Origin of the sequence: Thalassotalea agarivorans (assembly GCF_030295955.1) — a bacterium.
In the GTDB taxonomy this organism is placed as follows: Bacteria; Pseudomonadota; Gammaproteobacteria; order Enterobacterales; family Alteromonadaceae; genus Thalassotalea_D; species Thalassotalea_D agarivorans.
Window position 1 is genome coordinate 727,666 of the sequence record NZ_AP027363.1, and the last position, 20,164, is coordinate 747,829.

Consider the following 20,164-nt stretch of genomic DNA (forward strand, 5'->3'; position numbering starts at 1 on the left):
TATCACGTCATGAAAAAGCGTGGCCTTTATTGTTCAATTAAAAAACAACAAGCATTAAGTTTATTTTTGCTTGTCGCTACGCTATTGCTTTTCATTTCGCATAGCAGTCACGCTGAGCCTTTCGAGCAATCACAAGTTCCACATCATTGTTATGTGTGTAAGCAAATTTTAGACGATAAGCACGTTAATCTGAACGTTGCCCCTGTTGCCGCGCTTATACAGTATGACAACTTTGTTACACTATCTCAGTCTGTTGATGTTGGCGTTGATTATTTATACGCCCCTGTGCGTGCGCCTCCTCACTCTCTTTAATTCTTTCACAATAATCCAATTATTAAGTTTCATGCAGTGCCACGATGATGGCGAACTGTTGTTATATATTTTTAAAAGAGTAGAAAATGAAAAAGTCTAAATTAGCGAATGCTATTTCCGCTATTGTAACTGTGGCTGCTACTGCTGCTGCACTTCCTGCATTTGCGGAAAATATTTCAGGTGTTGTTAAGAATTCACAAGGCGAAGCAATTGCGAATGCTCGCGTATCTGTACATGCGGGGAAACACTCCACCGTTACAAATGAACAAGGTGAATTCAGCTTAGAAGGCATCAAAGCGGAGGAAATTGAACTTCATGTAGAAGCGAGCAATTATGTGCACGTTAACCAGAGCTTCAATTTATCCAACGGTGATGTATCGGGCGTTTCGCTAACTATGTCTCCAACAGTAATGGAAATTGTTGATGTTTATTCAACACCATTGCACGCCTCTTCAATAGAATCTGCGCAACCAATCAACGTTTTGGCTGGTGAAGAATTACGCGCGAAACAGGCATCTACACTTGGTGAAACACTTAAGTATGAAGTGGGTGTTCACTCTACTTACTATGGTCCGGTATCTAGTAGTCCAGTGATTCGTGGCCTAGAAGGCGGTCGTGTGGTTATAGCACAAAATGGTTTAGATGTAGGTGATGCGTCTCGTGTTGGCCCAGACCACGTGGTAACAACAGAATCATTAACAGCGACACAAATCGAAGTATTACGCGGACCTGCAACATTATTTTACGGTAGCGGTGCTATTGGCGGTGTTGTTAATATAGTAGATCACCGTGTACCAAGCAGCAGCGACACTGAATTTGAATGGCAGCTTGGCCATAATACTGTCGCTGAAGAAAATCATGCTGCAATCAACTTACAAACAGGCACTGAAAAATTTGCATTCCATGTAGACGCTTTCTGGCGTGATGCTGACGACTATAAAATTGCTGGTCCTGCAGAGCTTGAAGAAGACCATGAAGAGCATGAAGCACATGAAGGTGAAGAGCACGATCATGAAGAGCATGGTGAAGAAGGTACATTAGAAAATAGCTCAAGTAACAGCCATGGCTATACTGTGGGTGCAAGCTATCTGTTGGACAACGGTTTCTTCGGCATGTCATACGGCCGTTTAGAAAAAGAATACGGTATTCCAGGTCATAGTCACGGTCACGAAGAAGAGGTACATGCAGACGAACATGCAGGCGAAGAAGCGGAAGCACATGAAGAGCACGAAGAAGAAGGTGTAAGTGCGAAGATGGTACAAGACCGAATTCAATTTATCAGTGAATTAGGTTTTGATGGCAATTTCATTAATGGATTAAACCTTAAAGCTGCCTACACTGACTACCAACATCAAGAAATTGAAGAAGGTATGGTTGGTACTAGCTTTAAAAACAAAAGCTCCGAGTTCCGCGCAGATATCTTCCACAGCCCTATCTGGGGTTTTGATGGTGTTTGGTCTATTCACGCAAAACACAGTGACTTTGAAGCGCTAGGTGAAGAAGCATTTACACCGCCGTCAGAAACAACAGCTATTGCGTTAGCATGGATTGAAGAAAAGCATTTTGGTGACGTATTGTTGCAATTAGGCGCTCGTGTAGAGCATGTTGAAATCGATGCAATGCCGTTTGAATTAGAGCACGAAGAGCATGAAGGTGAGCATGCTGGTGAAGAACCAGATGCGCATGAAGAGCATGATCATGACGAAGACTTTGCACACCAGGACTATACGCCGGTAAGTTTATCTGCTGGTATTGTTTGGGATTACACGCAAGGCTATAACATTGGTCTTTCAACTTCATATTCTCAGCGCGCTCCCTCGGCGAGTGAGTTATTCTCAGCAGGCCCACATATCGGTACTAATAGCTATGAAATCGGTGCCTTGTATGAAGTGCATGAAGAAGGTGAAGAAATTCACATTGAGCCTCATCATGGCAATATAGAATTAGAATCATCGGCTAATATCGACTTAACTTGGCGCAAGTTTGAGGGTGATTTCGGTTTTGTTATCAGTGCTTACTATAGCCAAGTAAATGACTTCTTCTACCAAGAAAATACAGGTTTGTATTTCGAAGAGCATGGTCACGACCATGGTGGTACTGAACCAGAGCTCGTTGCTGAAGAAGAGCATCACGGTGAGGAAGGGCATGAAGACGGCTTACCAATTTACCAATGGGTACAAAGAGACGTAGAGCTTTATGGTTTAGAAGCTGAAGTTAAATATCGTTTGACTGATAATCTAACCTCTAGCTTATTTGGTGATTATACGGTTGGTAAATTAAAAACAGGTGAATACTTGCCGCGTATCTCACCAATGCGCATTGGTGGCCAACTAACATACACTGCAGAGTCTTTTGATGCAGAACTTGGTTTTAATCATTACTTTGAGCAAGACAAAGTTGCTGTTGATGAAACAACAACAGATGCATACACATTAGTAGATGCACGCTTTAACTACCATCTAGGTGCGTTTGACCAAGATATCGTTTTATACGTAAAAGCTGAAAACTTGTTAGATGAAAATGCACGTGTGCATACCTCATTTATTAAGAATGTTGCGCCATTGCCAGGCCGTAACTTCGGTTTAGGTATTCGCGGTAGCTTCTAAAACAGTTTAAGAAAGCTATTTGAAAGCCAGCGCAAGCTGGCTTTTTTGTGCCCGCTTTCCGAGGTTTTTGGCTGATATCATGTTGATATTTCTAGATTAATTTTATGAATTAATGACTAAAGTATAAAGAGTGTTGATTGTGAACTGTTAACAATATAAGCTAAGGTTAAAGAATAATCACCAAGTGCTTTTATGTCATATCAACAAATTACAACAAACAAAAAAATTATTGCCACCTTGTTGGTTTTGCTATCCATTAGTGGTTGCGAAAACGCTGGAACACAAACGCCTAAACAAAGCGAGCCTAGTGTTTCTCAAACTCAAGATGTATTTGAAAATGAAGTTGTTCTAACGCAACTAGTTAATACGCAAAGTGCCGATTACTTGGAATGGGTTGCCAGCAATACCAGCCATTTTAGCCATGATGATAAGTCGTTTACCATCGGATTTCTCGCTAACGAAAACATCTCTAAAATGACAATAAAACCCAATAAGCCTTGGGATTTAACCGCATATTCCCCTTACAACCTAGCTTTTGATATCGTTAATGAATCAACAGAATCAGTTCATCTTTATTTATCACTAGAAAACAAAGACGGTGACATTCAAAGTCGCTCAATCAGCTTACCGCGTGAGTTTTCAGGTACTGTTTACTTTCCTTTAACTGGCAAAGAAGCCGAAACAGAAACAGGTTTTTGGGGAGATATGCCACCTTGGAATACACAAGATCAGCTGATGATTTGGCGCTCGTGGCGCGCTGCACAAGTCGATTTATCACAAATATATGCACTTAACTTTTTTACCATTGGTTTACTTGATGATAAACAGGTAAAAATTAGTGATATTCGTCTGCGCGAAAATCCAGCGAGTGACCCGCAGTGGATGAAAAATGTATTAGATCAATACGGTCAAAATGCTCGCGTTCATACGCCATTGCATATCAGCGATGATGAAACCTTGTTGCAAAATACAAAGCAAGAGTTAGCCGCTCTCGATTCTGCGCCCGCAGATGAAACGCGTTCTATCTATGGCGGCTACAAAAATGGTCCTAAGCTTGAGGCGACCGGGTATTTCAGAACGCAAAAAATCGAGGGTAAATGGTGGATGGTTGACCCTGAGGGATATATCTTCTTTTCTCATGGTCCCGCTAACGTACGCATGGCAAATTTATCCACACTGACAGGTGTCGATTTCAAAGATGATTCTGTAAGACATCGCAGCGCAGATGAGCTAACGCCAGAAGATTCTATGGGTGTTGTCACTGTGTCAGAAAAGGTGCGTGAATCTCGCTATATCGCATCAACACTAAGGCATGATTTGTTTTCATGGTTGCCAGAATATGACGCGCCTTTGGCAAAACATTACAGTTACAGACGATCTACTCACAAAGGAGCGATGCCTCACGGTGAAACCTACAACTTTTATCGCGCCAACTTAGAAAGAAAGTATGGCGAAAGTTTTATGGACAAGTGGTACGACGTAACACTGCAAAGAATGAAAAACTGGGGCTTTACCTCATTTGGTAATTGGGTTGATCCAAACTTTTATGACAGAAAGCAGGTACCTTACTTCGCTAATGGATGGATTATTGGTGACTTTAAAACATTGTCTGGAAAAGTGAATCATTGGGGGCTAATGCCAGACGCATACGATCCTGTATTTGCTGAGCGAGCCAAAGCAACGATAGAGGCTATAGCAAAGGATATAAAAAATTCACCTTGGTGTGCCGGTATCTTTATCGATAATGAAAAAAGTTGGGGAGAGCGTGAAGGCAGTGTTGAAGCACGCTATGGCGTTATTCTAGATGCCTTGTCAAAAAATGCACAAAACAGCCCAGCTAAACAAGCATTTACAGGCTATTTAAAAGCAAAGTATTCATCTATTGATGCGCTAAATCTTGCTTGGCAAACGGATATAGAAAATTGGCAAACGTTTGAAAACGGCGTTGAATTTGAAAGCTACACACAGGCGCATGTCGATGACTTGTCTATGTTGCTAACACGCTTGGGCGAACAATACTTTACCGTTGTTCACGATACGCTAGCAGATATTTTACCTAATCATTTATACATGGGCGCACGCATGGCTAACTGGGGTATGCCGGATGAAATCATCAAAGCATCTGTTACCTACTCTGACGTATTAAGTTTCAATATTTATGAAGATGGCATGCAAGATCACTACTGGCAATTTCTAGAGCAGGTAGACCTACCGGTTGTTATTGGTGAGTTTCACATTGGCACGGCAACAGATTCTGGCATGTTCAACCCAGGTATCGTGCATGCAAGTGACCAAGCAGATCGTGCTAGAAAATACAAAGCGTACATGCAAAGTGTATTGTCTAAGCCATACATGGTGGGCGCTCATTGGTTCCAGTATGTTGATGAACCTATTACGGGTCGTGCATTTGACGGTGAAAACGCCAACATCGGTTTTGTAAATGTTACTGATACGCCTTACCCAGAAATGATACAAGCGGTGAAAGAAGTAACATCAACCATGTACCAAAACAGACTCGAAAAATAAGGCTATATACGACAAGGGCAGGCTATGAAAATTACCAACATCAAAAGTTATCCCGTGTGGTTAGGTTTTCGCAATATTTGCTTAGTGAAAGTCGAAACAAGCGAAGGTATCTATGGGTGGGGGGAATCTGGTCTTTCTGGTCGAGAAAAAGCAGTTGTTGGCGCAATAGAGCACTTTAAACAATTTCTAATTGGGCAAAGTGCTTTGAACATTGGCAAGCTTTGGCAAGAGATGTATCGAAGCCAATATTTTGAGGGCGGGCGAGTACTCGCCGCCGCTATCTCTGCAATTGATATTGCCTTACATGATGTCTTAGGGAAAAAACTCAAAGTGCCTGTATATCAGCTGCTTGGTGGCAAACAACGCGATGCTATTCCTTTGTTCGCAACAGCAACTTCACCCTATGATGCCCGCTTATTAGATGAGGTTGCAAAGCTTGCTGATGACGGCTGGCAGGTAATCAGAACCACAACGGGAGTGCATGGAACGCCTGACAAGGCTACGCAATTTTGCTCGAGGCAATCACTTGCTGAGGTGGCAAAGTTAATGACACAAATTAGAGCTGATATCGGCGAACAAGTGGTACTTGGTATTGATTATCATCACCGGTTATCGGTGCCTGAAACGGCTTCGTTTTGTCAAAAAATGCCCCAAGGTACTTTGGACTTTATTGAGGAGCCTATTCGCGCAGAATCGCCAGAAAGTTATCAAACATTGCGTCAAATGATAGATGTACCGTTCGCCATAGGAGAGGAATTTACCAGTAAGTGGGATTTTGCACCTTTTATCAACCAAGGCTTGGCTGATTTTGCTCGTATCGACATCTGTAATGCCGGCGGATTTACCGAAGCAATGAAAATTGCAGCTTTATGTGAAAGCAAGTACATCGACATGATGCCACATAACCCGCTTAGTCCCTTATGCACGGCTGCTTCTGCACACTTCTGCGCCGCAATTAATAATGTTGCTTGGTTAGAATGGTTGCCCTACAAACAAGCACAGGACGCGTTTGATAGTGTGTTTGAACATACCTTACAGCATTCCAATAACGCCCTAGTTATTTCAGATTGTCACGGCCTTGGCATTGACATCAATGAAAATAAACTAAGCAAATTATCTTTTAATTATTGGGAGCCTCCTAGGCTTATTAAACCTGATGGTAGCTACCAAAATTGGTAAAAGCGATGAGTAAAAAATTAACACCAAGAATGGGCAAGTTTAAGGTCCTAGCATTGATATTTGTTAGCGTTGTTATCAATTATATGGATCGCACAAATATTTCAGTTGCAGCCAGCGCAATGTCGGCGGATTTAGCGTTGACACCTATTGAAATGGGTTTGATATTTTCTGCGTTCGCTTGGACCTATTCCATCATGCAGATTCCAGGCGGAATGATAGTTGATGTTGTAAAGGTGCGAATCCTATACCCCTTTATTCTTATTGCTTGGTCCCTAGCGACTCTGGTTCAGGGTTTAGTAAGTTCTTTGTCGGCTCTAATTGGCTGCCGAATGGCAATAGGTTTGTTTGAAGCACCTTCTTACCCTGCCAATAATAAGATAGTTACGCAGTGGTTTGATACGCAAGAACGCGCTGGCGCTATTGCTGTATACACGTCGGGGCAATTTATCGGTTTGGCTTTTTTGATGCCTGTATTAGCGTTAATCCAATCGTATTTTGGTTGGCGAGGATTGTTTATAGTATCGGGGCTTATTGGCATTGTATGGGCGGCTATTTGGTACATGTTTTATCAAGAACCAAGCGAACAGACACAGCCCAAAAGTATTAAGGAGAATGTAAGCGCAGAGCAGGCGAGCTTAACAGAAGACCACTGGATGAAGCTCAAATTTGCATTCACTCAACGCAAGCTTTGGGGGATTTACATCGGGCAGTTTTGTTTAGGTGGCACGATGATTTTCTTTCTTACCTGGTTTCCCACCTATTTAACTGAATACAAGGGAATTGGAGAGCTGAAAACAGGATTTTACGCTTCCATTCCGTTTTTAGCAGCATTCTTTGGTGTATTGCTCTCAGGTTTTTTGTCTGATTGGCTCGTGCGCAAAGGTTATTCAAATGAAATTGCCCGTAAAACACCAATAATCGTAGGTCTACTGCTATCAGGCACGATTATTTGTGCCAATTTCGTTGACAGTAATGCCGCTGTGATTTTCTTTTTGTCACTAAGTTTTTTCGGTAATGGACTAGCGTCTATTAACTGGGTCTTTGTTTCACTTATTGCACCCAAAAACATGGTTGGCTTAGTTGGCGGTTGTTTTAATTTTATTGGCGGTTTGGCCGCTGTAATCGTACCCCTTTTAATCGGTGTTTTGTCTCAAGATGGTGATTTTAGATTTGCGCTAGCAATGATAGCGTCCCTCGCTTTAGTTGGGCTTTGTTCATACATATTCTTAGTGGGAAAAGTTGAACAAATCCAAGCACCCGATTTTACCTTGGAAAGAAAAACGGCCTCTTTTGGCAACTAGTAAATTCAGCGATCGATGTTGAGTAAAGGAAAAGTTATGAAACATATAAGTGCAGCAAAGGCATCAGGTATTATATTTTCACTGGTTACCACTCTTTTTGTGTCTGGATGCGAAAATGGTCACCAAAAAAGAGATGCAATAGCGCAAAATAGTAACGTTATTTTTGATTTTGAAAGTGAGCATTCACTTGCTTCTGTGCAATTGGAGCATGCAGCTAAATCGCTTATGACCAACCAAGATGGCAAAGGTTTATCAATTCAATTTGATAGTAAGGCCCATCATCAATCATCGGTATCTTTTCAAGCGGATAGTGCTTGGAATTGGACTCAATACAAAGACTTTGGTGTTGCGCTCGATATATCCAACCCTAATAAGTCATCAGCGTTCGTCTACATATCAGTTACCGATATTCATGGTGCATCCCATAACCGCAGCGCTGTTATACCGGCGCAGTCACAAGACACTTATCTAATCGAGTTGGCAGGCAAAGATTTACAAGTAGAAAGTGGCATAAGAAGTAACCCACCGAGTTGGCCCAATAAGTATCAGTCGATTATCTGGCGCTACGGCAATAAAAATATTGATTTGGCAAATGTTGCGGCAATAACGTTTAAAGTGATTGGCGTTAACGAAGATAAAACCTTGGTATTTGACAACATTACGCTGGTTGAAGCTGAAAACATTGATACTAATTACTTAACCGGTCTAGTGGATAAGTATGGTCAAAATGCGAAACGAGATTTTGAAAATAAAATTAGCTCGGATCAAGAATTGTTGGCCATTTCACAAAAAGAACAGGCGTTGCTAACCAATAAAAATTTCGCTGATCGCGGAAAGTACAATGGTTGGAAAGATGGTCCAAAACTTAATGCAACAGGTTTTTATCGAGTAGAAAAGTACCAAGGAAAGTGGTCGTTGGTAGACCCAGAGGGGTACCTCTTTTTTTCGAATGGCTTAGCTAATGTGCGAATGGCAAATACTTCAACAATCACTGGTTTTGATTTTGACCAGAACTATATTGTTCAACGTGAGCCAGGGGACTTAACGCCAGAAGATTCAATCGGATTGAATAGAGCGCCCAAAAAGGCTTGGCCCACTCGTTACAAAAGTTCACCACTTAGAGCGGATATGTTCAATTGGTTACCCAACTATGAAGATCCTATGGGGCAACATTATGGCTATCGTCGAGAAGTACATTCTGGTGCGGTGGAGCGAGGTGAAACATATAGCTTTTATCAAGCCAATTTAGCCCGAAAATACCAAACAGATGATGTTGATTTGGCACAACAAAAGTGGCGTGAAACTACCGTTAAACGCATGCAATCATGGGGGTTTACCTCATTTGGTAACTGGATTGACCCAAGCTATTATCAGATGGAAAACTACCCTTATTTCGCCAATGGCTGGATTATAGGTGATTTTAAAACGGTTAGCAGTGGCAACGACTACTGGGCGCCACTCCCTGATCCTTTTGACTCAGAATTTGAGCAACGAGCACGCGTAACAGTAAAACAAATCGCTAAAGAGGTGAATAACAGCCCATGGTGTATTGGTGTTTTTATTGATAATGAAAAAAGTTGGGGACAAATGGGATCAATTAGATCGCAATATGCGATACCGCTTAACGCGCTTACACTTGACGCCAATAGCAGCCCAACTAAAGCGCATTTCACTGCCTTACTTAAACAAAAGTACGTTGATATAAGTAAGCTCAACAAAGCTTGGGATAGTCAAATTGCCGATTGGGACGCTTTAGATAAAGGGATAAGCATTGAACAGATTAATGAAGCAATGGTTAGCGACTTGTCTACGATGTTGTATGAGTTTGGCTTACAGTATTTTCAAGTTGTCGACCGTGCCATGCAAACGTATATGCCGAATCACCTCTATATGGGGGTTAGATTCGCTGATTGGGGTATGACGCCTGAACTAAGGCAAGCAGCCGCAGAGGTTGCTGATGTGGTAAGTTACAACTACTACAAGGAAGTCATCAATGACGATTTTTGGCAGTTCCTGGAAGCTTTAGATAAACCTAGCATAATAGGAGAGTTTCATAATGGAGCTGTTGATTCCGGTTTGTTAAATCCAGGTTTGGTGCATGCTAGCGATCAACAGGACCGTGGCAAAAAATATGCAGAGTATGTTAACAGCGCCATTGATAATCCGTATTTGGTCGGTACGCATTGGTTCCAATACATTGACTCGCCATTAACAGGTAGAGCATTAGATGGTGAAAATTACAATGTAGGCTTTGTCTCTGTTACCGATATTCCTTATCAGCCGCTAGTAGACGCAGCCAAAGATGTAAACAAAAACATTTATAGCAGAAGGTACACTAATGAATAGGTTGAGTTTAGTTCTCTTTGGTTTTTTACTTGCGCCATTTGCAGCGCTGGCGAACCTAGAGAGTGATGAAAACTCGAAAGCTATATATGAAATACATGATCAATCTGTATTAGAAATACTCGATACTACAGCTAATTATGATGTGATCGCGTCAGGATTTGCATGGGCAGAAGGACCGCTTTGGGTAGCAAAGGGTAATTATTTACTGTTTTCTGATATACCGAATAACAAAGTTTATAAGTTCTCACCCGAACATGGCTTAAGTGAATATTTATCTAACAGCGGCTATTCAAATGGACTGTTGTTAGATAATCAAGGCAGATTAACATTGCTTCAATCGCGCAGCCGCGTGGTTGCACAAATGAATAGCGACATCGATACGCCAAAAGATGAATTTAATGTTGTAGCAAAGTCTTTTCAGGGCAAGCGTTTTAACAGCCCTAATGATGGTGCTTTGCACAAAAATGGCAGCATTTACTTTACTGATCCTCCATATGGTTTGCCAAAACAGTTGGACGATCCGAGCAAAGAATTGAGTTTCCAAGGTGTCTACCGCTTGTTACCAAATGGCGAAATCACCTTACTCGATAGTTCATTAACGTTTCCAAATGGGATTGCTTTGTCTACTAAACAAAATGCGCTGTTTGTCGCAGTGTCAGATAAAAATCAGCCTATTTGGTACAGATATGAACTTGACCAACAAGGTGATGTTACCGCAAAGCGCGTACTCTATCGGCCAAGTCAAAATGACGGTGAAATAGGTTCGCCAGATGGATTGAAAGTGCATAGTACCGGTATTGTATTTGCAACAGGTCCCGGCGGAATCTGGGTGCTGAGCGAACAAGGGAAGCTTCTAGCGCGAATAAAACTGCCAGGTTTTAATGCCAATTTAGCATTCAATGAAAACGAATCAATGTTGTACATCACAGCTGATAACGAATTAAGGCAGCTCAAACTTAATCAGCCAAAATAACTTAGCAACACATCGCTATTTTTTAATTGTTTTAACGCGCTTTCATTTTTTTACCGATGCAATAGTAAACTATATTTCGTTAACCACTTGTTGATTGTTAACAATTAATAGTTTACTGTTTGTTAAGGTTTGTGCAATAAAAATACAATGTCACGTTTATTCACAAACTTTACAACAAGGATTTAACAACAACTTTTTGCGTACTAGCATGGGGATAAAATGAAAAATACAAATTTCAAGCTCAACTCCGTGTTACTTGCAATGTTGGTTGCAACTCAAGCAACGGCACAAGATGAAAGTGCAGCTGAGTCAAACGACGTTGAAGTCATTCAAGTAACAGGGATCGCAAGTTCATTAACAAAATCAGCAGCGCTGAAACGTGACGGCACGGGTGTTGTCGATGCGATATCGGCAGAAGACATCGGTAAGTTTCCAGATACAAACCTTGCTGAATCTTTACAACGTATTACCGGTGTATCGATTGACCGTGTCAACAACGAAGGTAACCAAGTTACTGTTCGTGGTTTTGGGCCAAGCTTCAACTTAGTAACGTTGAACGGCCGTCAAATGCCTAACTCTTCAGCACTTGCTTCAGCTGGTATTTCTCGTAGCTTCAACTTTAACGAAGTGGGAAGTGAGTCTGTATCTGCTGTTGAAGTATTTAAAACGGGTCGCGCAGATATCAATTCAGGTGGTATTGGTGCAACAATAAACATCAATACATTGAAGCCGTTTGATTTCGATGGTTTTACCGCATTAGCGAGTGTTAAAGGCGTTGTTGACACTAGCGTGGAAACGGGCAGTAGCGTTACACCAGAAATTTCTGGCATGGTGAGCGACACGTTTTTAGACGATACGTTCGGCGTATTGTTGTCATTATCACACGCTGTGCGCGACAGTCATACTGACAGAATTGGTACCTCAGGTAACTGGAGTACAGGTTATCCAGGTCAGGTAGCAATTGATAAATCAGCAATCGATACTTCACTAAACCCAGATCAAAATACTTGGGGTGTACCAACCGTTGATCTCGATTCACAAAACACTGAGCGTACCCGTCAAAATGCACAACTTGTGCTTCAATGGGCGCCTACTGACAGCTTAGTTGCGTCAGTTGACTACACGTTGTCTCGTTTAGACATAAACAGCAGCATGAATCGTACAAGTTTTTGGTTCGATAATATTGAAACGGGCACAGCAGACGTTAACGGAACGATTATCAATCCTGCTCGCCAAAATGATGAATTAAATTTCTGGGCGTGGGAATATGCCTATGAAACTGAAAATGATTCAATTGGCTTAAACCTCGAGTGGCAAGCTACTGATTCATTGAGTTTTACATTCGATGTACATAACTCCACTTCTCATGCTAACCCTGGTGCATTACCTGCGGAAAGCATCGCAAACTTGAAAAACCCATTTGGTGCAGCTGCGCCAGTGCATATCGCGGCAGATTTTTCAGGTAACATCCCATCGGTATCTTATGATGATTCAGCTTTACCAGGCGGTGCATTTGATTTAGCTAATATTGAAGGTGATTTGTATCAAGAGCGTGGTTACGAAATCAAAAATACCATCCAACAAGTACAGTTAGGTGGTACGTGGGAACTAGAAAACGATTTTGGTCTGCAAGCTGTGCACTTTGGTGTATCTAATACCAATTATGATGTAGACACTAAAAATATCTATGGCGCTAACTTTGGTTTAGGTAATGGTGCTATGGATATCAGCGAACTAGACTTGTCCTTTTCTCCAGGCGCCATCGGTTTTGAACAGCGCTCTAGTTATAGTGCAGACCAATTCTTAGCATTGGTTCGTGAACAAGGCTTGTTAAATGAGAAGGGCATTTCCACTAACGGTATTGAAGAAGCAACAACTGCCGCTTATGTTTCTGTAGATTTTGAAACAGAATTGGCAAGCATGATCTTCAAAGCTAATTTAGGTGTTCGTTATGAATCAACCGACGTTACGTCTTACTCAATTGAAAACCCAGTAGTTGGGTTCAACTGGATTACGCCGCTTGAAATGTCGAAGATTCGCGCCGCTGATTCACAGTCTAGTGAGTTAGAAGGGGATTATACAAATACGCTTCCTAGCATGAACCTAAGTTTGGAAATTACCGACGACTTGGTCACTAGATTGTCATACAGCACGACAATTTCGCGCAGTAATATTGATGCAATGTTCCCTGCTACGTCACTTAACAATCACTTTTCCGGTGGTCCGTTTAGAGCGTCGCAAGGTAACCCTAGCTTACTACCATTTGAATCAGACAACCTAGATTTGTCACTTGAGTACTATTATGGTGAAGGCAGCTATGTATCTGCGGGTTATTACCGTAAGGAAGTGGATAACTTTATTGGGATTGGTGAAGAAGACCGCACAATTAGTGGTCCAGATGGTGTGCTTACAGACCCTAGCGTAAACCCACGTGGCACATGTCCTGACGGCTCTGTCGCTAATCCAAACCCAGATTGTGTGTCTCAGCCAGGCGATCCAGCGATTGTTTGGGAAGTTACTACACCAATCAACCAAGACAGTACAACAGTTGATGGTTGGGAGCTAAATGTTCAGCACATGTTTGGTGACTCAGGTTTCGGTGGTATTGCAAATTACACCATTGCTAATACTGATGATGAGTACAATCCATACAGCTTAACCAATGATTTTGCCGTTACAGGTTTAAGTGATTCCGCAAACTTAGTCGCGTTTTATGAGAAAGACGCGATCTCTGTTCGTATTGCTTATAACTGGCGTGATGACTTCTTACTATCAGGCGGTGTGTCACCAGTATTTACTGAAGCATATTCACAGATAGATATGTCTGCTAGTTATGATATTAACGATGCCTTATCTGTGTTTGTCGATGGTATTAATATCACTAATGAAAGCACCAGACGTCATGGCCGCTTTGCAAATCAAATTGTTGATTTCGAAGAATATGGCGCACGTTATAGTGTAGGTGTTAGAGCAAAATTCTAATTCATCATTGCAAAGTACGTGGGAGCTAGGAAACTAGCTCCCATATTTTTTAGCGTATTTAGTGGAAGGCTTCATGACAAATATTTCACACATTGTCATCGTTGGTGGTGGTTCTGCCGGCTGGCTGAGTGCAGGTATTATTGCCGCTAAACTCAAGCAATCTGTAGCATCAGGCTTTACAGTAACGCTGATTGAATCCAATACAATTGCTTCAGTGGGGGTTGGAGAAGGCACCTGGCCAACCATGCGAAGTACACTAAAAAATATGGGAATAAGCGAAACGGAATTTATCAAACAGTGCGATGTTTCTTTTAAACAAGGCGCAAAATTTGCTCGTTGGAGAACAGGTAAACAAGACGACTATTACTATCATCCGTTGGTGCTACCTCAGGGGTTTGAACAACTAGATTTGGTGCCCCATTGGCAAGCAAGTGACTCGCCATTGTCTTTTTCTGAAATGGTGTGCCCACAAGAAAGTCTTTGTGAACAGGGGCTAGCGCCTAAACTCATTACAACACCAGAATATAGAGCTGTAGCAAATTATGCGTATCACATGGACGCAGGTAAATTTGCCACTTTTTTACAACAACATTGCGTTGAAAATTTAGATGTTCATCATATTGTTGATGACGTTGTCGGTGTTAACAAAACAGATAGCGGTGATATTTCTTCTTTGGCTACGGCTAAACACGGACAAATAAAGGGTGATTTATTCATTGATTGCACCGGTTTTAAAGCTTTGCTTATCGGCGAGCATTTGAATGTGCCGTTTGTTTCGTGCAACGAAACGCTTTTTGTTGATCAAGCTTTGGCTATCCAAGTGCCTTATCAGCAGGAAAATAGTGCGATAGCTTCTCATACTATCTCTACGGCACAATCAGCTGGCTGGATTTGGGATATAGGTTTGCCTACTCGTCGCGGCGTAGGTCATGTTTATTCAAGCCGACATGTCGGTGAAGATCATGCGTATCAACAGTTGATGCAGTACCTGTCAGGGCAGGTGGATAAGCCTGAGTCACTTGATGTTAAGAAGATTCCTATTGAAGCGGGTCACCGCGCACAATTTTGGAAGAACAACTGTGTTGCGATTGGCCTTTCTGCGGGCTTTTTGGAGCCACTTGAAGCCTCAGCTTTATTGTTAATCGAAATCTCAGCGCAAATGGTAGTAGATCAATTGCCTACCAATAGGCAAGTCATGGACATTGTTGCCAAACGGTACAATGAAACTTTTACCTATCGTTGGGCTAGGATTATTGATTTCTTGAAGTTACATTATTGTTTAAGTGAGCGCACAGATAACCCTTTCTGGATAGAACATAGGGATCCTTCTACCATGTCAGAACGCTTACAAGAGCAACTCATGCTTTGGAAGCACCAATTTCCTTCTGATGCTGATTTTGAATCGGCACTAGAGATCTTCCCAGCAGCAAGTTATCAATATGTTTTATATGGCATGGGCTTTCGTACGCATCAGAATCCGCTTGGGCGCTCGCAGCAAAGTATTGATCGCGCACAAATGGCGTTTAAGAAAAATATTGCGGAAACACAGCAGATGTCTAACGTATTGCAGAGCAATCGTGATTTACTAGAAAAAATTTATAAATATGGTTTACAAACCATATAGCAAGCATAGGAGTATTCAATGACCAGCTTTGTACCTTTAGATAAAAATGTACACGCTAAAACACGTGTCCTTACTGGTCGCGGTGAACAATTTGGCGAAAACAAACATTTGGTACCTATCATTGCAGATGAAGTAAACAACCTAGCGCTAGAGTATCCCATTTGTTTTATCAAAAATAACGCGACTGGCCAATTTGGTTTACAAGTAATGTTGGGTTTTGAACCCGAGGAGAACCTGTTTCTTGAAGGGGAAAACTGGCAGGCAACTTATATTCCACTGCATTTGTTGCGACAACCCTTTATGGTGGCAGTAAACGCTGAAGAGGGCACATTGCCTTCTGCAGACAATACCGTGATCACCATTAATATGGAAAGTACCAGAGTTCAGCAAGAACAAGGGGAAGCACTATTTGATGAGCAGGGCAATGCGTCGCCATTTTTAGACAACATTAATCACATGCTGTCAAACCTAGTCAATGGTATGGTGCGCACAGATAAGTTCATTGAAACCTTGTTAGCTCACCAACTTATTGAAGAAGTTCATGTCAATGTAACGTTTGAGGGTGAACAGCCTAAGCGCTTTGAAGGAATCTATACTGTAAGCGAGAAAACCCTTACTGAGCTAGATGCAAAAACATTGCAGCAATTGAACAGTAAAGGGTACTTGCAAGCATGTTATGTCATTTTAGCGTCAATGGGCAATATGCAAAAATTGATCGCTAAAAAACGTCAGCGTACAGCTAATTCGTTAACTCGCTAACAAGTTCACCAAACCATACAGCAAAAGCAAAACTTCGTTCTTGCTTTTGCTCTTTTCTGCGCGCCTTAGCATGTAGTTCCATACAGCGTTTAAATATGGCATCAGAACCATCTTTTAAGGGTTCGCTGTTTTCACCATAAGCGGTTTTGTTGCAATGTTCTACATCGTCGCTGTGGTGAGCAGTAGAGGAGCAACCAAAAATTGCACTAACAAAGATGATAGACGTTATATATCGTTTTATTGTCATTGTATTCCTTTACGTTTTGGGGAGCTTAGTCTTTCTCTTGTTTTTCGCCAAGGGTCAGCTTACTTTCGGTGCCTTTTATTAGTCTTACAATATTGTCTTTGTGACGAAAAATAATTAAACCAGCTAGCATCAATACGGGATAGACATATTCGGGTTTAAGCAAGTACGTATACAAGGGGGCTAACGATACAGTCACGATTGCCGCTAAGCTAGAATATCGGGTACTTTTTGCGACTAAAAACCAGGTAATGATTAGTAAAAAGGCAAGATCCCAACCGATAGATAACAGCGCGCCAAAAGCAGTTGCTACCGCCTTTCCTCCTTGAAAGTGGAAAAACAACGGGTACATGTGCCCCATGCAAGCGGCTATGGCAACAAAGCCTAATTGAATTGGTTCTAACCCAAGTAAAAAGCCGCCATAAACGGGAATCGTCCCTTTTAATATATCGAAAAACAATACTGCAGCTGCCGTGGCTTTATTGCTAATTCGCAATACGTTTGTAGCGCCAGGGTTATTTGAGCCTTCAGTGCGAGGATCTGGTAAGTTGAGCATGCGACAGATCAAAATTGCGCTCGATATCGACCCTACGATATAAGCAGCAGCAATGATTAATATTGTCAGCATCAACAACATGTAACAGAGTTCCTCTTCAAGATTGCACAATATAGCGTCAATAGTGCCACTTAGACACTAGTTTTTCCACCGTAGCGCAGGTAAACTTTGGCACTATTACAAAATAAGGGGCATAGTCTACGTTGTTTTCAACAAAAAGTGCTCCGATGATCGCCACGACGAGGTGTGTATGGACAAAGTGTTTATACAAGGCTTAAGCATTCAAACAACTATCGGCTTTTATGCTTGGGAAAAAGAGATCAAACAAACACTTATTATTGATTTGGAAATGGGCTGGAATACACAATTAGCTGCTGAAAATGATGAGTTAAATAAGACCTTAGATTACGCAGATATTTCAGAAACGATCGCTACATTTGCCAATAATAATCCGGTTGATTTATTGGAAACTTTAGCAGAGCGCCTGGCAAATTACTTGATGGCAGAGTATCAAATCCCTTGGCTTAAATTACGTATTGCTAAACCTACCGCGGTTCATAACGCGCATGCTGTAGGCGTTGAAATCGAGCGTGGTAAAACCTTCTAATGGCAATAATTTATATCTCGCTCGGCACTAATATTGACCGTGACCATTATCTCGAACAGGGGTTATTGGGTTTAGAGCAAGCGTTTGGCCAACTAACGCTGTCATCCTTGTTTGAAAGTGCTTCTGTCGGTTTTAATGGTAGTGATTTTTACAACATGGTGATTGCCGCAGAAACCGAGTTACCGATAGCGCAAGTGGTGACCACATTAAAAGACATCGAACGAGCAAATGGCAGAAAACCGAGCGCTAAAAAGTTTAGTTCACGCACATTGGATCTCGATTTGTTGTTGTATGACGACGTTGTTACAGAGCAGCCCATTCAATTGCCACGCGCAGAAATTACTGAAAATGCCTTTGTATTGTGGCCACTGCAAGAATTAGCAGGCGCTTTACTGCACCCCGAGCTTAACATTAGTTACGATGAGTTATGGCGTAACTATGACAAATCAAGCCAACAACTAAGGATAGTGCCATTTAATTGGCAAAGATAATTATGTCGACTTTAGAAGCCATTTTACTCGCGATAATTCAAGGACTCACAGAGTTTCTGCCAATATCTTCATCTGCGCATTTAATATTGCCTTCGCAATTGTTAGGTTGGCAGGATCAAGGGTTAGGTTTTGACGTAGCGGTGCATGTGGGCACCTTATTGGCAGTCATGCTTTATTTTCGAAAAGAGGTTGGCACTATGTTTGTTGCTTGGCTTGAAACGTTTAAGTCAAGACAAGTATCAAGCTTTGATGGCAGGCTAGCTTGGTGGATTCTGTTTGCGTCGATACCAGCAGGTTTGTTTGGATATTTTGGTAATGATTTTATCGAAACACATTTTCGCTCTGCGCTTGTTATTGCTGCAACAACCATCGTATTTGGTGCATTGTTAGGCTTTGCTGATATTAAAGCGAAGCAAAATGTTGATGTTGAGAAACTTGGTTTTAAAGGAGCGATGATTATCGGCTTTGCTCAGGCTATTGCGCTTATTCCAGGTACCTCTCGTTCAGGCATCACTATGACTGCAGGCCTTATGTTAGGACTTTCTCGCGACAATGCCGCCCGTTTTTCCTTTTTGCTATCAATTCCCGTTATTGCGATGGCCGGTGGGTATTTAACGTTAAAAATGCTAACGGGAGAACATCATATCGACTACAGTGTATTAGGTTTAGGAAGCTTGATTGCATTTATTAGTGCATATGCCTGTATTCACTGGTTTTTAATCATAGTTAATAAATTGGGCATGATGCCATTTGTTATATATCGCTTGCTGTTGGGCGCGGTATTACTGTGGTTTGTATTTTCATAGGAAAGCTTTATGACGGCGTTAACGCTAGAAAATTTTCAACAAGTAGTGCTTGAAGACTCGAAAGAAAAACTGATTCTGATTGCTTTTTGGGCGCAGCAAGTACCAGAAAGTATTGAACTAAGAGACAAACTTTCAAGCGCGGTCGCAGGTGTTAGTGAACATTTAACTTTCGCTACCGTTGATTGCGAACAACAGCAACAAATAGCGATGCAATTTGGCTTACAAGCGCTGCCTACTATTGTGTTAATTAAAGATGGGCAACCGCTTGATGCATTAGCAGGACCGCAGCCAGATGAGGCTGTTTCTGCCTTTTTGCAAAAGCATTTACCTAAACCTGAAGATGGATTGTTGCAAAAAGCAAAACAATCTATGGAAGAGGGTAACGTCAATGAAGCATTTACGCTAGCACAGCAGGCGTTTGCTATTGATGACACACGTGCTGATATAAAATTTGTTTTGATTGATGCTTATATCCAAACTGGCAAGCTTGTCGAAGCTAAAGCGCTGTTAGAGACCGTTACAATGGTTGACCAAGACGGTACCTACAAAGCGTTACTATCCAAACTAGAACTTGCTGAAGAGGCGTCGCAATCGCCTGAAATATTAGCTTTAGAGCAAGCCAGTGCGGAAAATCCGGATGATGTGGCAATAAAGCGACAACTAGCGACTCAATATAGTCAACATAATCGCCAAGAAGAGGCGTTGGCTATATTGCTTGCATTAGTGCAAAAGGATGGTCAAGATAACGAGAGTAAACGCTTACTTTTAGATGTGTTAAAGGCATTGCCGGATGGCGACCCTTTAGCTGCAAAATATCGACGTAAACTCTACGCACTTATGTATTAATGGTAC

The 20,164-nt window shown here is 41.7% G+C and carries 16 protein-coding genes; 14 read left to right on the forward strand and 2 right to left on the reverse strand.

All coding sequences use genetic code 11. From position 1 onward, the window contains the following. The first annotated feature begins 9 nt into the window (after positions 1 to 9). The 10 genes from QUD85_RS03370 to QUD85_RS03415 all read left to right on the forward strand — a co-directional run bounded on the left by QUD85_RS03370 (position 10) and on the right by QUD85_RS03415 (position 16,608). A complete protein-coding gene (locus QUD85_RS03370; protein ID WP_093327900.1) occupies positions 10 to 312 on the forward strand; it encodes a hypothetical protein in 303 nt (100 codons plus the stop codon). Between the two features lie 86 nt (positions 313 to 398). Beyond that, on the forward strand, positions 399 to 2,918 hold the full coding sequence (locus QUD85_RS03375) for a TonB-dependent receptor (protein WP_093327898.1): 2,520 nt from the start codon (positions 399 to 401) through the stop codon (positions 2,916 to 2,918). 192 nt (positions 2,919 to 3,110) lie between these two features. Continuing rightward, positions 3,111 to 5,444 (forward strand): beta-galactosidase, encoded by a 2,334-nt coding sequence (locus tag QUD85_RS03380; RefSeq protein ID WP_093327896.1) that lies wholly within the window; start codon positions 3,111 to 3,113, stop codon positions 5,442 to 5,444. Between the two features lie 24 nt (positions 5,445 to 5,468). Then, a complete protein-coding gene (locus QUD85_RS03385) occupies positions 5,469 to 6,623 on the forward strand; it encodes a mandelate racemase/muconate lactonizing enzyme family protein (RefSeq protein ID WP_093327894.1) in 1,155 nt (384 codons plus the stop codon). 5 nt (positions 6,624 to 6,628) lie between these two features. Continuing rightward, entirely contained in the window at positions 6,629 to 7,924 is a 1,296-nt protein-coding gene (locus QUD85_RS03390; protein WP_245732055.1) for an MFS transporter, read from the forward strand. 36 nt (positions 7,925 to 7,960) lie between these two features. Further along, positions 7,961 to 10,270 (forward strand): agarase, encoded by a 2,310-nt coding sequence (locus QUD85_RS03395; RefSeq protein ID WP_093327892.1) that lies wholly within the window; start codon positions 7,961 to 7,963, stop codon positions 10,268 to 10,270. Then, positions 10,263 to 11,243, forward strand: coding sequence for an SMP-30/gluconolactonase/LRE family protein (locus tag QUD85_RS03400; RefSeq protein ID WP_093327889.1), 981 nt, complete (start codon positions 10,263 to 10,265; stop codon positions 11,241 to 11,243). Before QUD85_RS03395 ends, QUD85_RS03400 begins: the two co-directional genes overlap by 8 nt. 219 nt (positions 11,244 to 11,462) lie before the next feature. Further along, positions 11,463 to 14,225 carry a TonB-dependent receptor gene (locus QUD85_RS03405; RefSeq protein WP_093327887.1) on the forward strand — a complete coding sequence of 921 codons (2,763 nt, stop codon included), beginning with the start codon at positions 11,463 to 11,465 and terminating at the stop codon, positions 14,223 to 14,225. A 73-nt stretch (positions 14,226 to 14,298) separates the two neighbouring features. After that, positions 14,299 to 15,849 carry a tryptophan halogenase family protein gene (locus QUD85_RS03410; protein WP_093327885.1) on the forward strand — a complete coding sequence of 517 codons (1,551 nt, stop codon included), beginning with the start codon at positions 14,299 to 14,301 and terminating at the stop codon, positions 15,847 to 15,849. Between the two features lie 18 nt (positions 15,850 to 15,867). Beyond that, positions 15,868 to 16,608, forward strand: a complete 741-nt coding sequence (locus QUD85_RS03415) for a SapC family protein (protein WP_093327883.1) — start codon at positions 15,868 to 15,870, stop codon at positions 16,606 to 16,608. On the opposite strand, the gene QUD85_RS03420 is transcribed toward QUD85_RS03415, so the two are convergent. Both QUD85_RS03420 and plsY read right to left on the reverse strand, forming a co-directional pair. After that, positions 16,589 to 16,855: a hypothetical protein gene (locus QUD85_RS03420; protein ID WP_093327882.1), complete on the reverse strand. Its 267-nt coding sequence runs from the start codon at positions 16,853 to 16,855 to the stop codon at positions 16,589 to 16,591. The genes QUD85_RS03415 and QUD85_RS03420 overlap by 20 nt on opposite strands. A gap of 25 nt (positions 16,856 to 16,880) precedes the next feature. Next, a complete protein-coding gene (gene plsY / locus QUD85_RS03425; RefSeq protein WP_218139577.1) occupies positions 16,881 to 17,480 on the reverse strand; it encodes a glycerol-3-phosphate 1-O-acyltransferase PlsY in 600 nt (199 codons plus the stop codon). Positions 17,481 to 17,658: 178 nt separating this feature from the next. Here plsY and folB point away from each other — a divergent pair, with 178 nt between their 5' ends. The 4 genes from folB to QUD85_RS03445 are packed head-to-tail and all read left to right on the forward strand — an operon-like array spanning position 17,659 to position 20,158. Further along, a complete protein-coding gene (folB, locus tag QUD85_RS03430) occupies positions 17,659 to 18,015 on the forward strand; it encodes a dihydroneopterin aldolase (RefSeq protein ID WP_093327880.1) in 357 nt (118 codons plus the stop codon). Continuing rightward, positions 18,015 to 18,506, forward strand: coding sequence for a 2-amino-4-hydroxy-6-hydroxymethyldihydropteridine diphosphokinase (folK, locus tag QUD85_RS03435; protein WP_093327878.1), 492 nt, complete (start codon positions 18,015 to 18,017; stop codon positions 18,504 to 18,506). Before folB ends, folK begins: the two co-directional genes overlap by 1 nt. Positions 18,507 to 18,508: 2 nt before the next feature. Beyond that, the gene (locus QUD85_RS03440; protein ID WP_093327876.1) at positions 18,509 to 19,312 is read left to right on the forward strand and encodes an undecaprenyl-diphosphate phosphatase; all 804 of its coding nucleotides are present in this window, start codon (positions 18,509 to 18,511) and stop codon (positions 19,310 to 19,312) included. Between the two features lie 9 nt (positions 19,313 to 19,321). Next, a complete protein-coding gene (locus QUD85_RS03445; protein WP_093327875.1) occupies positions 19,322 to 20,158 on the forward strand; it encodes a tetratricopeptide repeat protein in 837 nt (278 codons plus the stop codon). The last annotated feature ends 6 nt before the right edge of the window (positions 20,159 to 20,164 follow it).

Coding starts and splice junctions, on each gene's coding strand:
- QUD85_RS03440 (WP_093327876.1), top strand. CDS start 18,509: ATGTCGACTTTAGAAGCCATTTTACTCGCGATAATTCAAGGACTCACA.
- QUD85_RS03410 (WP_093327885.1), top strand. CDS start 14,299: ATGACAAATATTTCACACATTGTCATCGTTGGTGGTGGTTCTGCCGGC.
- QUD85_RS03385 (WP_093327894.1), top strand. CDS start 5,469: ATGAAAATTACCAACATCAAAAGTTATCCCGTGTGGTTAGGTTTTCGC.
- QUD85_RS03445 (WP_093327875.1), top strand. CDS start 19,322: ATGACGGCGTTAACGCTAGAAAATTTTCAACAAGTAGTGCTTGAAGAC.
- QUD85_RS03370 (WP_093327900.1), top strand. CDS start 10: ATGAAAAAGCGTGGCCTTTATTGTTCAATTAAAAAACAACAAGCATTA.
- QUD85_RS03375 (WP_093327898.1), top strand. CDS start 399: ATGAAAAAGTCTAAATTAGCGAATGCTATTTCCGCTATTGTAACTGTG.
- QUD85_RS03420 (WP_093327882.1), bottom strand. CDS start 16,855: ATGACAATAAAACGATATATAACGTCTATCATCTTTGTTAGTGCAATT.
- folK (WP_093327878.1), top strand. CDS start 18,015: ATGGCAATAATTTATATCTCGCTCGGCACTAATATTGACCGTGACCAT.
- QUD85_RS03395 (WP_093327892.1), top strand. CDS start 7,961: ATGAAACATATAAGTGCAGCAAAGGCATCAGGTATTATATTTTCACTG.
- plsY (WP_218139577.1), bottom strand. CDS start 17,480: ATGCTGACAATATTAATCATTGCTGCTGCTTATATCGTAGGGTCGATA.
- QUD85_RS03400 (WP_093327889.1), top strand. CDS start 10,263: ATGAATAGGTTGAGTTTAGTTCTCTTTGGTTTTTTACTTGCGCCATTT.
- folB (WP_093327880.1), top strand. CDS start 17,659: ATGGACAAAGTGTTTATACAAGGCTTAAGCATTCAAACAACTATCGGC.
- QUD85_RS03405 (WP_093327887.1), top strand. CDS start 11,463: ATGAAAAATACAAATTTCAAGCTCAACTCCGTGTTACTTGCAATGTTG.
- QUD85_RS03380 (WP_093327896.1), top strand. CDS start 3,111: ATGTCATATCAACAAATTACAACAAACAAAAAAATTATTGCCACCTTG.
- QUD85_RS03390 (WP_245732055.1), top strand. CDS start 6,629: ATGAGTAAAAAATTAACACCAAGAATGGGCAAGTTTAAGGTCCTAGCA.
- QUD85_RS03415 (WP_093327883.1), top strand. CDS start 15,868: ATGACCAGCTTTGTACCTTTAGATAAAAATGTACACGCTAAAACACGT.